Source organism: Sanguibacteroides sp. AM78-02pH3A (genome assembly GCF_027666085.1).
GTDB lineage: Bacteria > Bacteroidota > Bacteroidia > Bacteroidales > Marinifilaceae > Gabonibacter > Gabonibacter massiliensis.
In genome coordinates this window covers 169430-182020 of the sequence record NZ_JAQEHX010000002.1, presented here as the reverse complement: position 1 = coordinate 182020, position 12591 = coordinate 169430, and the positions used below count along the sequence as shown (strand labels likewise).

Sequence of the window (12591 nt, the reverse complement as noted above, 5' to 3'; positions counted from 1 at the left end):
ACGATCATGAAAACTGTTTTAATTTTTACAACCGCTTTAATATTTGTTTTCTTTTCAGCTTGCAAAGAAAAACAAGCTCCGAAAAAAGAGACTCCCGTACAAGTCGTTAAAACGGAAAACACGACTCCGCCCGAGGTAGAGGCAGAAAAAACGAAAGATGTAAAACCGGTAGTAAAAGAGAAAAAAAACTACTTCCTGGTTGCCGGATGTTTTGAATATAAAAGCAACGCGGATAAACTGTGTCAAAGACTCCAAAAAGAAGGTTTCTCCGAAGCGGAAGTACTGAACTATTTTGAGAATCTCTATTTAGTCGTTTACGAGGGGTATGCTCAAAAAACGGATGCGCTCGTAGCCTTGAAGAATATACAAAAAGAGGCCAGTAAGCAAAAAACCTGGTTGTACCACGCCAAATAAGTAAAGAAGAATGATGAAAATCTTATTATTTCTGGCAATACTCTTTCTATTCGGTCATTGCCAGCATAATAAATTAGACTCCAAAAAATTGACGACGGCAAGTGTCACGAGAGATCTGACTGCCGTTTTAAAAGACAGTATAGTTACGCCGAAAGAGGACACGACGGCCATACGGCAAGAGCAAAAAACCGAACCCTTACAAACGGAAAGCCCATCGCGAAAAGATCGCATTGTCACTTCTCCTACGGAAAGCTATTACGTTATCGTAGCCAGTTATCCAGAACTATCATCCGCCGAAAAAAGATTGAATCGTCTGGTAGAACAAGGATACACGGAATCACGGATTATTACCAAAAATAATCGCTTCCGCGTGAGTGTCGCCCGGTATAGAGATAAAGAAGAGGCTATTCGTGAAACAAATGATTGGAAAAAACGTCTCGACCGGGATGATCTTTGGGTGATCCGGTATTAATAAAGCACGACAACGATAAAGGTAGCTCCGTATAAAAATCCGAAGTACACTTGGGCGGGTGTATGACATTTCAAATACAGCCTGCAACTACCGAGAACTCCAGATAACAGGATCAGGAAGGATAGCGTATACATTACATCCCCAAAATATTTTGTTCCCAAGATAAAAACGAAACCGCATAGAGCCCCTATCGCCATCATATGTATACTCATTTTCCAACAGATCGTGACAAACAGGAAACCGGACAATAAAATGATGATAAGCAGGTAAAACTGACGTACGATATGGGCATAAGGGAACTCCCGAAGCAAATAGACGACGACAAAAAAACAGACGATCGTTATCAGAATCGGGAAAATACGTTCCTGCTTGTTCCACATGGCATAGCTATCTATTAATCGCAAATATTTTAACAAAGGCAAACACGCCAGAGGAATAAAAACAGGACCGGTAATCGTTAGCAAATAGGCCGTATATTGAGTCTGCAAAGGAATAAAAGAAAAAATAGTTCCCGAATGGAAGATAATAAACAAGGCATACAAAGGGATTACAACGGGATGTGCCAATAAAGACACAAGAAAAGCGACATTCTTCATAACACACACACTGTTAAGTTATACTTCCCGTCTTAAACGGGCAACCGGAATATCCAATAGCTGCCTGTACTTGGCAACCGTACGCCTGGCTATTTGATATCCCTTCTTATTCATTAATTCAACCAACTCGTCATCCGTAAACGGTTTACGTTTGTTTTCCTGGTCTACAATCTCCTTCAATACGTTTTTAATCTCTCCGGTACTCACCTCTTCCCCGCTATTGGTAGGCATACTCCCCGAAAAGAATTGTTTTAACGAATATATTCCAAACCATGTTTGTACATACTTCGAATTGGATACCCTGGAAATGGTCGAAACATCTAATCCCGTAATATCTGCAATATCCCGCAAAATCATAGGTTTCAAGCGACTTTCATCACCGGTCAAAAAGAATTGTTTCTGAAATTGAACAATAGCAGTCATTGTCAGCATGAGGGTATTATTACGCTGCTCTACGGCATCGATAAACGAACGAGCCGAATTCAATTTATACTTCACAAAAGAAACCACATCTTTTTTTTCTTTCGAAGTAGCACTTTTCTGATATTTCTCCAATAGATTCAGATAAGACTTGTTTAATCTCAATTCCGGAACATCTCCAGAATTAAGGCTCAGCTGCAACTCACCATCTACAATATCCAAATTAAAATCCGGAATAATTTTTTCAGAACCGGAATTAACCGAATCCGACACCTGTCCTCCCGGCTTAGGATTCAACTTTAAAATCTCATCGATAGCCTCTCTCAACTCTTTATCCGAAAGCCGCATACGTTTGGTAATCTTTTCATAATGTTTTTTGGAAAACTCCTCAAAGAAATTTTCCAAAATCATCTGTGCATGACGTAACGAGGGAGTCGGATTCCCTGCCAAACGTCGTTTTATTTGCAGCAATAAACACTCCCGTAAATCTCGTGCCCCTACTCCTGCCGGTTCAAACTCCTGCACGATATGCAATAGACGTAGCACTTTTTCTTCATCAATCTCTATCCCGGCACCAAAGGCCAAATCATCCACGATATTTTCAATATCCCGTCGCAAATAACCATCCTCATCCATATTGCCGATGATGTATTCCGCAATCTTACGATCCATCTCGCTCAATGGCTTTACCCCCAGTTGAGCGATTAAGTTCTCTCGAAAAGAGATTCCTCCGGACAACACAAAATCCCGTCCGTCATCGTCTTTGGAAACATTGGAAGCAGACAGCTTATAATCGGGAATGTCATCATCGTCACTCAGGTAATCATCCAAAGAAAATTCATCCTCGACCGTATCGTGATCTTCCTCCTCCTCGGAAGCCTGATCATACTCCTCTTCGCTCTCTTCCCTATACTCCTCCTCGTGCTCCTGTTGCTCTTCTTCCCCCAGATCCAACAAGGGATTCGATTCCAATTCCTCCTTTATTCTTTGCTCCAATTGGTAAGTGGGAAGCTCCAGCAGTTTTATCAACTGAATCTGCAACGGATTTATTTTCAATCCCAATTTTTGTTGTAAATTCTGCTTTAGCATCTCTCTTCATCGTTGTTGTAATGAAAGAGATTCAAATAACGATTGAATCTCTTCCTGTATTAAAATTCTGCACTTTTCGGTGTCCGCGGGAAGGGTATCACGTCACGAATATTTCCCATTCCGGTCACAAAAAGTAATAGACGTTCGAATCCCAAGCCAAATCCGCTATGAACGGCAGAACCAAAGCGACGGGTATCCAGATACCAGCTCATACTTTCCACGGGAATCCCCACCTCTTTCATTCTTGTCACCAATTTATCGTAATCTTCTTCCCGTTGGGACCCACCAATAATCTCTCCGATCTGCGGGAAAAGCACATCCATTGCCGCCACGGTTTTTCCATCCGGGTTCTGCTTCATATAAAAAGCCTTTATCTCCTTCGGGTAGCCTGTCAAAATAACCGGACGTTTGAAGTGCTTCTCAACCAAATAACGTTCGTGTTCGCTTTGTAGATCCACTCCCCACCCCGTTATCGGGTATTGGAATTTACCACTCTTGTTTTGCTTGCTATTTTTCAAAATATCAATGGCTTCCGTATAAGTAACCCGTTCGAAATCATGATTCAGTACGAATTGCAATTTTTCAATCAACTCCATGGAACGATCCTCCGCTTTCTTGTCTTTCTCCTCGTCCTGAAGACGCTTACTCAAGAACTGAAGATCATCCATACAATGTTCCAAAGCGTAACGAATCAAATATTTTAAGAAATCTTCCGCCAGATCCATGTTATCTTTCAAATCATAGAAAGCAGCCTCCGGCTCGACCATCCAGAACTCTGCCAGATGACGAGTCGTATTGGAGTTTTCAGCACGAAACGTCGGTCCGAACGTGTATATTTTCCCCAAAGCCATAGCTCCTAATTCTCCCTCTAACTGCCCACTTACGGTTAAATTTGTCGATTTACCGAAAAAATCCTGTTTAAAATCGACCTCGCCCCCTTCGGTCAAAGGCGGGTTCTTCGGATCGAGGGTCGTTACCCGGAACATTTCACCAGCACCTTCACAATCTGATGCGGTAATCAAAGGCGTATGTAAATAATAAAAGCCATGATTATTAAAATATTGATGTATCGCAAAAGCCATAGCATGGCGAATGCGAAAAACAGCACCGAAAATATTGGTCCGGAAGCGCAAATGAGCAACCTCTCGCAAAAACTCCAACGAATGCTTTTTGGGTTGAATCGGAAATTTATCCGGATCCGCTTCTCCCAAAACAACTATCTCCTTTGCCTGTATTTCGTAAGATTGACCGCTTCCGGTACTCTCTACCAGCATTCCTTTTACATGAATAGCGGCTCCCGTTGTCACTTTTTTCACTAACTCCTCCGGGAAATTATTCATTTCCACGACAATCTGTATATTATTTATCGTAGAGCCGTCATTCAAGGCTATAAAATTAACCTGTTTATTACCGCGTTTGGTTCTAACCCAACCACTTACCTCGACTTCTTTGTCACAATCTTCAGACTGTAACAGCTCTTTGATTAATCGTTTTTTTGTGTCCATCATCTTACATTTACACCATTATCATTTTATCTACACCATGTTCCACCCGAAACACGGATGGGCAAAAATAATAAATTAAGCATCAATTCACAAATAGATACCTCTTAGATTCATATCCTAAAAAGTTCCGTCTCCAAACCCGTTATAAGTCTATAATATTCTCCACGAAAAGAAGGAATTTTTCTCGTTTCAAATAAACAGCTCGCTAAAAATTCCGTCAGAGACCAGCCATCCCCGGGGAGACAACCGAATTATATTATTCTCTATCTCTAAAAGTCCGCTTTCCCTCCAAACAGGTAACTTGTGTTTTACCCGGTTCCAATAAACGGCGTACTCCCGTTCAAGCCGCTTTATGTCCAACCCCCACATCGTACGCAAACGCGTCATTATACATTCATTATACTTGTCCCTATCGCTTAACTCTTCCCGCTCGAAATACAACCGATTTTCCTGCAAAGCATCCATATATTTTTTCAAATGAGCCGCATTCCATTGCCTGGAATCCCCGTCATAAGAGTGGGCCGCCGCCCCCAATCCGAGGTAAGGACGTTGCATCCAGTAAGAAGTATTGTGTTTCGAATATTTACGTTCTTTAGCAAAATTAGATATTTCGTAATGCTCGAAACCGATATGCTTCAAGTAATCGGAAACCAAAAGATACTGTTCGGCCAAGCAGTCATCATCCAAAGGAACAAATTTACCGCGGGCCGCCAAGCGTTCGAAAACGGTATTGGAGTCGATACTCAACAGGTAAACCGAAACATGGGAAACCGGCAGATTTTCAAGTATTTTCAGATGATGCTCCACATCCGAAGAGGTACTTCCGGGCAGACCGATAATCAAATCAATTCCGATATTTTCAAATCCGCAATCAGCAGCCCGGCACACCGCCTCTTCCGCCCGGCGAGCCGAGTGAGTCCGGTTGATCTGTTTCAGAACCTTATCGTCGAAAGACTGTACACCTATACTTAGACGATTAAACCCCACCTCTTTCCAAAACCTCAGCTTTTCAACAGTAACATCTTCGGGATTAGCCTCCAATGTACGCTCGGAATCGGGAGAAAACGTCCAACAGGACTCTACCTCCCTCACGATTCTCTCCAATTCATTCACCTCTAAATAAGAGGGAGTACCCCCACCGAAGTAAAGCGTATCCGCCTGCCGAGACGGCAAATACTCCCTTCGTAATTCAACCTCCCGGCACAATGCCCGGACATACTCCTCTTTCCGTTGCAGGGAAGCCACGGAGTAGAAACCACAATAAAAACATTTACTTCGGCAAAAAGGTATATGCACGTATATTCCCATGAACGAAACTTTATTAAGCGACAAATTTAACAACAATTATCGCGTATCTCTCACATTGAATTATGAATTGTTTGCTACATTTGTAAAATTCAGCGGGAAGTGCAAGTTAAAATTAAAACCATGTTTAAGTTCATCACCTTCTTATTTTTATTCGGGCCTATCTGCCTTCAGGCGCAAACCGTAATCCTGGGAAGAGTGATATCCAACGCGGGAGAAGCCGTACAAGGGGTAAATATCTATTACGTGGAAGGAAAAACAGGAACGACAACAGATTCGACCGGACACTTCCGGCTGGAATGCGAACTTCCGTGTACCCTCGAATTATCGCACGTGAATTACCAAAAGGAGACCTATAAGCTATTGAATAATCGAACCTCCTTCGTGATTGTCTTACGAAATAAACACAATAACTTGAAAGAGGTTATCGTGACCGGTTTTCCGGCCAGCGGCAAGATCTTCGCCTCTTCGAACAATATCGAACGGATTCCGGCCATCCTCGGGGAACAGGATATTATGAAATACTTGGCTACTCTGCCGGGAATTATTACCACCAATGCCTTGAATTCAGGAATATACGTACGGGGAGGCAACAGCAATGAAAACGGATTTCTAATCAATGACATGCCTATCGCCAATCCAGATCACCTGACCGGTATTCTTTCCACCTTCGATCCTTACATCATCAGCAATTCGACCTTGTACAAAAGCGGATTTCCGGCCCGATACAACAGTTTCCTTTCGTCTTATATCAACATGCGCCCCGAACAAGGGAACAAACAAAATTACGAGGGAGAGATTACGTTAGGGTTAGTCTCCTCATCGATAAAGACACAAGGACCGATTATAAAAAATAAGACCTCCTTTGCCGTATCTCTCAGGACCTCTTATCTCGAACATATCGCAAGAATATATAACCAAACCATCAAGGATCAACAAGAACCGAACTACATGCCGGAATATGGTTTCAGCGACGTTACGGTTAGCTTAGATTCCAAAATCTCCGGCAAATGGCGCATGAACGCTTTCGGATTATTCACCATCGACAATTTAAAGATGAAGCTAAGCGACCATATCCAATACAAATTCAATTGGCACACGTTATCCGGTATCGTAAATACCACTTACGCTCCATCTTCCGATCGGTTCTGGAGTTTACAGGTCGGAATGAACACTGCTTACAGCAAAGGAGATGCCACAGGCAGCATTCCGATGGGCGGGGGCAACCAACACTACTCGGTTCTTGCAAAACTCTCCTACTCCCGTTCCTTTTCGGAACGGATACAATTCAATACCGGAGGTAAATTCGAGTATGCCCGCTTTGAAACGGCAAACAAAATGGACGATTACCACAACTTTTTAATAAAAAGTTCAGATAAATCATTTAATCTATCTGAGATATATGCAGATATAATCTATCAGATAAACCCTTACTTTAATATTAACGGAGGGGTCAATTATCAATTTTATCAAGGAGCAACCCTCCGACACACATTCTCTCCCCGCTTTAAAATCAGCTACACCCGAGGAGGCTTTACCCTTTGGATGGACTATGCCAAGACCGCCCAATACCTGAGTCTTTATCCCTATTTTACGGTAAAGACCCCCATCGACATCTGGTATCCGTTAGAAAAAAATTCGAAACCGGCTATCTGCCATCAATATTCCATCGGAATAAATCAGGCCGTCAGTCAAATTTTATCCGTCTACGCGGGAGTTTTCTATAAAGACATGCGTCACGTCAAAGATTTTGCATCCGATATAAAAACGGAATACACGGCATTAACCGAGAACCAAATCGAAGGAAAAGGCCACGCAAAAGGATTCGAAATAGATTTCACCTTGAATAACCGAGCCTTTTACGCGCACGCGAACTATACCCTATCGGAATCCAAAAGACAATTCAAGGAGATCAATAACGGCAAGTCCTTTTATCCCCCTTACGACGTCAAGCACAATATCATCATCAACTTTTCCTATAACCTCTCTTCACGCCTTACATGGAACGCACTCTGGTCGTTCTCCTCGGGAGTTTACACTACTTTCCCCGTCGGAGCGGTTATCGCACATAACATTACGGATATTCTGGATCATCCTGTTCTTATCCCGGTCTATACAGACCGTTACAATTACAAACTCCCTAACAATCATCGATTAGACGCAGATATCAACTATAAGTTCAATTTCCGGAATCTCTTTTTCAAATTGACAATAGGTGCGTACAACATATACAACCAGTCCAATCCCTCATTTATTTATTTCAGACCGGAACGTACGGGACAAACGGGGACGAAATTCGTACCCAAATCCAAGGTAATGCTGCCGTTTATTCCGTATATTTCGCTACGTTTAAGATGGTGACATGAAGAAAAAAAGTGTATTGTTAGGTATTTTGCTCTCCGTTTACGCCTGCATTCCGGAAGAAGATCTTCCCATAAAAAACATGGGAACCGTTTCCGGCTACTTTATCGAGTGCTATTGCAAACCGGAAGAAACTTTCTCCTTGAGTGCTATTCCCGTTTTGCCCATCTCGGGCAATTTGGCTCCGGACTTTTCGACGGAATTCGATATCTCGATCCGAGCAAACGAACTGATCAAAATGGAACACGTCATCTTCACTCTCCCCGGTTCGGATTTCATTTACAATTACGGGAGCGAAAAAAAACTGGCACCCGGCAACGACACGCTCTATCTAAAAATAATAACGCCCGAAAAAAATCAGATAACAGCACAAACAGCCGTCCCGGAAGCGATCAAAATAGATTCATATCAAATCAAAAATAACGTTGCCAGCATCCATTTTTCCACTTCGGAAGATCCGACTCAAAATTACTATATTTACACGCTTCAGCTCTCAGCCAACGATTCGATATTCAGAAAAGAGGTTTCCTACCTGAATCTCAGTCATTACAAATCAGCTTCTGCCATAACACGTCGTATCGTCTGTTCGCAAATCGCAGAGGCAGATATAGCCTTTATCAGCCTGATGCGCATCACAAAAGATTGTTATAACTATCAGATATCCTTAAATGAAGCCAATAGCGCGAATCAGGGAAGTATCACGACTCCGGTACCTTTAGAGGGAAATATCGAGGGAGCTTTGGGAATCTTCACTTGTTACACGGAAGACACGAAAAGCATCACCCTCAAATAAACAAACGCTTCATATTCAAACTTTTTACCGCAAACTTTTTGTATACCCGAAATTTTATGTAATTTTGCCCCTCATTTTGGAGTGGTTTATTCGAAAAAATGCAGGAGTGAACCTTAGCCATTTACCTTGCATCGCAGACCCGAGGATGAAAACGTTCAACAGTCGCCCGACTAACCTCGTTTGTTTTCACCGAAAAGGGATGCTAAAGTAAACCACGAAAAAAGACAAACAGAAGTATAATTTTTTAAATTAAAAAAGAAGTGGATCAAATTAGTTACAAAACAATTTCCGTCAATAAAGCCACCGCCAAAAAAGAGTGGGTTTTAATTGACGCAGAAAACGAGGTTTTGGGACGTCTTGCTTCAAAAGTTGCGAAACTCTTAAGAGGCAAATATAAACCCAGCTACACACCTCATGTTGATTGCGGAGACAACGTAATTATCATTAACGTGGAAAAAGTACAGTTAACCGGTAAGAAATTGACCGACAAACAGTACATCAGACACACCCAGTATCCCGGTGGACAAAGAATTTCAACACCGCAACAGTTGTTGGCAAAACACCCGGAAAGAATTATCGAGCACGCTGTTAAAGGAATGCTTCCGAAAAATCGCCTTGGCAGAGCTGTCATGAAAAATCTTTACTTGTACGCCGGCACGGAGCACAAGCAAGAGGCTCAACAGCCAAAAGTAATTGATTTAAACTCACTTAAATAACAAGGTATGGAAGTAATTAATGCAATCGGTAGAAGAAAAACGGCAGTAGCACGTGTTTATCTCAGCGAGGGAAAAGGCAATATTACGATCAACAAAAGGAATTTGGAAGAGTATTTTACCTTGCCGACCCTTCAATATATTGTAAAACAACCGCTTGAATTGTTAGGAGTAACCGGACAATACGATATCAAAGTAAATCTTGGAGGAGGTGGCTTCAACGGTCAGGCAGAAGCATTACGTTTAGGAATTGCCAGAGCATTGGTAAAAATCAATGCCGAAGACAAACCAAAATTAAGAGCAGCAGGATTCATGACCAGAGATCCGCGTGAAGTGGAACGTAAAAAACCGGGTCGTCCGGGTGCTCGTAAGAGATTCCAGTTCTCTAAACGTTAATGGAGGTTTAGTATCTAAATTGACGGGACTTCTAATGAGAACTACCCGGCAATTGATTAAATGTAAGAATGTAAACTTTATAAAAAAACAAAAATGTCAAATACAAGTTTCGACGAATTATTAAATGCAGGTTGTCACTTTGGACACCTTACCCGTAAATGGAATCCCAAAATGGCTCCTTATATCTTTATGGAGCGTAATGATATCCACATCATCGACCTGAACAAAACAGCTATTATGTTGGACAAAGCAAGTGCCGCTTTAAGACAAATCGCTAAATCAGGTAGAAAAATTCTGTTTGTAGCAACAAAAAAACAGGCTAAGGACATTGTTGCCGAAAAAATTTCTAATATCAACATGCCGTATGTAACGGAAAGATGGCCGGGTGGTATGTTAACCAACTTCCCCACTATCCGGAAAGCCGTGAAGAAAATGACGACCATCGACAAAATGGAGAAAGACGGAACTTTCGATCATCTTTCAAAAAGAGAGAAACTCCAAATCTCCCGTCAAAGAGCCAAATTGGAGAAAAACTTGGGTAGTATCGCCGATTTGACCCGGCTCCCGGCTGCTCTTTTTGTTGTCGATGTTATGAAAGAATACATCGCTGTTAAAGAGGCAAATACCCTCGGGATCCCCGTATTTGCAATGGTTGACACGAACTCTAATCCGGACGGTATCGACTTCGTAATACCTTGTAATGACGATGCTTCGACTTCCATCTCATTGATCATTGAAAAAGTGGCTTCTGCTATTAAAGAAGGGCTAACCGAAAGAAAAGTGGAACGGGAAAAAGAGGGCGGAGACAAAAAAGCCGTAGTAGAAAAAGCAGAGAAAGTGGAAGATCAGGAGGAAGTAGAGGTAGAGGAATCAGCTTCAGAAGAAGAAAAATAATTTACGATCTTACAGACTTACGATTGATATCGTAAGTCTGCCACTGTAAATGATCATTTACAAATTAAAAAAAGAGAACATGGAAATAAAAGCAGCAGACGTAATGAAGTTGCGTAAAGCAACAAACGCCGGAATGATGGATTGTAAACACGCTCTTCAGGAAGCTGAAGGTGATTTCGACAAAGCCGTAGACATCATCCGTAAAAAAGGTCTGGTTATTGCCAGCAAACGTGCTGACAGAGATGCTAAAGAAGGATGTGTATTAGCTAAAACCGACGGAAAAAAAGCCGTAATCGTTTCACTGAATTGTGAAACAGATTTCGTGGCTAAGAACGAAGGCTTCATCGCATTCACTACCCGTATTCTGGAAGCAGCTCTTGCTAATATGCCGGAAAACATAGAAGCTTTGTTAAACCTCCAATTGGATGGAAGAACTATTGCGGAACAGATTGCCGAACAAACAGGTGTTATCGGAGAAAAATTAGAGTTAAGTTATTACGGAAAATTAGAAGCTGAAGCTTCCGTTGTATATATTCACCCGGGAAACAAACTGGCTACCGTCGTAGGATTCAACAAAGAGGCCGACATGCAGGCAATGAAAAACATCGCCATGCAGGTAGCTGCAATGGCTCCTGTCGCATTGGATAAAGAAGATATTCCTCAGAGTGTCATCGATCACGAAGTGGAAATCGGTCGTGAAAAAGCACGGGAAGAAGGCAAACCAGAAGCCATGTTAGATAAAATCGCACAAGGACGTCTGAATAAATTCTTCCAAGAATCGACTCTATTAAATCAAGTTTACGAACAGGACGGAAAAATGTCCGTAAGAGAATACTTGAAGAGTATTGACAAAGATTTAACCGCCACCGGATTTTTACGCTTCACTCTGAACGCTTAATTGGTGGAATCAATTCATATAAAAACAGGCTTTACAGCCTGTTTTTTTTGCCTAAAACGATAACCGTGCCTCAGAAAAATTACACTTGCATATTATTGGATTTAGACGGAACCGTCACGGATTCCATGCCAGGCATCACCAGATCCGTACAATATGCCTTATCCTGTTTCGACATTCAAGTAACGGATATCAATACGTTACAAAAATTCGTAGGTCCACCTCTGAAAGAATCGTTCATGGAATACTATCAATTCGATGAAAAAATGGCAATGGAGGCTATCGAGGCTTACAGAAAACGATTTGAAAAAATCGGAATTTACGAAAATAACCTGTATCCGGGAATTGAATCTTTATTGAAGGAGTTGAACAAAGCAAAAAAGAAAGTGATGTTGGCCACTTCCAAACCAACAATCTACGCACGTCAGATAATCGATCACTATCATCTTACCCCCTATTTTTCTTATATAGGAGGAAGTAGTTTAGACGGTTCTATTTCGCATAAAGATGAAGTCATTCGTCTCGTAATGGAGCAAAACTCGATTGAAAATAAAGAAGACGTCGTAATGATCGGAGACCGCAAATATGACATCGAGGGCGCTCGAAAAACGGGAATAGACTCCATAGGAGTACTTTACGGATACGGCGATCAAAAAGAACTGAGTTTAGCCGGAGCCAACTACATCGTACGGGATGTCGAAGAACTTGCTCACTTTCTGTTAAACACAAGATAGACTA

General features: G+C 41.8%; 13 protein-coding genes. 9 read left to right on the top strand and 4 right to left on the bottom strand.

Features of this window, described 5'->3' with window-relative positions; translation table 11 throughout:
• Positions 1-6 precede the first annotated feature (6 nt).
• Together PGR74_RS03575 and PGR74_RS03570 are read left to right on the top strand one after the other, a co-directional pair.
• A complete protein-coding gene (locus tag PGR74_RS03575; RefSeq protein WP_270516710.1) occupies positions 7-414 on the top strand; it encodes an SPOR domain-containing protein in 408 nt (135 codons plus the stop codon).
• Positions 415-424: 10 nt separating this feature from the next.
• Positions 425-886 carry an SPOR domain-containing protein gene (locus PGR74_RS03570; RefSeq protein ID WP_041503231.1) on the top strand — a complete coding sequence of 154 codons (462 nt, stop codon included), beginning with the start codon at positions 425-427 and terminating at the stop codon, positions 884-886.
• Here PGR74_RS03570 and PGR74_RS03565 read toward each other — a convergent pair.
• From PGR74_RS03565 to hemW, 4 genes are all read right to left on the bottom strand, one after another.
• On the bottom strand, positions 883-1482 hold the full coding sequence (locus tag PGR74_RS03565; protein ID WP_270516708.1) for a PAP2 family protein: 600 nt from the start codon (positions 1480-1482) through the stop codon (positions 883-885). The genes PGR74_RS03570 and PGR74_RS03565 overlap by 4 nt on opposite strands.
• An 18-nt stretch (positions 1483-1500) precedes the next feature.
• Positions 1501-2991, bottom strand: a complete 1491-nt coding sequence (gene rpoN / locus PGR74_RS03560) for an RNA polymerase factor sigma-54 (RefSeq protein WP_041503229.1) — start codon at positions 2989-2991, stop codon at positions 1501-1503.
• 59 nt (positions 2992-3050) lie between these two features.
• Positions 3051-4499: an asparagine--tRNA ligase gene (gene asnS, locus PGR74_RS03555; protein ID WP_059026855.1), complete on the bottom strand. Its 1449-nt coding sequence runs from the start codon at positions 4497-4499 to the stop codon at positions 3051-3053.
• Between the two features lie 186 nt (positions 4500-4685).
• A complete protein-coding gene (gene hemW / locus PGR74_RS03550; protein WP_270516707.1) occupies positions 4686-5804 on the bottom strand; it encodes a radical SAM family heme chaperone HemW in 1119 nt (372 codons plus the stop codon).
• A gap of 120 nt (positions 5805-5924) precedes the next feature.
• On the opposite strand from hemW, the gene PGR74_RS03545 reads away from it, so the two are divergent.
• The 7 genes from PGR74_RS03545 (at position 5925) to PGR74_RS03515 (ending at position 12587) form a co-directional block, all read left to right on the top strand.
• Entirely contained in the window at positions 5925-8162 is a 2238-nt protein-coding gene (locus tag PGR74_RS03545; protein ID WP_041503226.1) for a TonB-dependent receptor, read from the top strand.
• Between the two features lies 1 nt (position 8163).
• Entirely contained in the window at positions 8164-8955 is a 792-nt protein-coding gene (locus PGR74_RS03540) for a DUF4249 family protein (protein ID WP_041503225.1), read from the top strand.
• 260 nt (positions 8956-9215) lie between these two features.
• Entirely contained in the window at positions 9216-9671 is a 456-nt protein-coding gene (gene rplM, locus PGR74_RS03535; protein ID WP_041503224.1) for a 50S ribosomal protein L13, read from the top strand.
• 6 nt (positions 9672-9677) lie between these two features.
• Positions 9678-10064, top strand: coding sequence for a 30S ribosomal protein S9 (gene rpsI, locus PGR74_RS03530; RefSeq protein WP_041503223.1), 387 nt, complete (start codon positions 9678-9680; stop codon positions 10062-10064).
• Between the two features lie 93 nt (positions 10065-10157).
• Complete coding sequence (gene rpsB / locus PGR74_RS03525) at positions 10158-10958, top strand: 30S ribosomal protein S2 (protein ID WP_041503222.1); 801 nt, start codon at positions 10158-10160, stop codon at positions 10956-10958.
• 79 nt (positions 10959-11037) lie between these two features.
• On the top strand, positions 11038-11856 hold the full coding sequence (tsf, locus tag PGR74_RS03520) for a translation elongation factor Ts (protein ID WP_041503481.1): 819 nt from the start codon (positions 11038-11040) through the stop codon (positions 11854-11856).
• A 65-nt stretch (positions 11857-11921) separates the two neighbouring features.
• Positions 11922-12587, top strand: coding sequence for an HAD family hydrolase (locus PGR74_RS03515; RefSeq protein WP_262509255.1), 666 nt, complete (start codon positions 11922-11924; stop codon positions 12585-12587).
• The last annotated feature ends 4 nt before the right edge of the window (positions 12588-12591 follow it).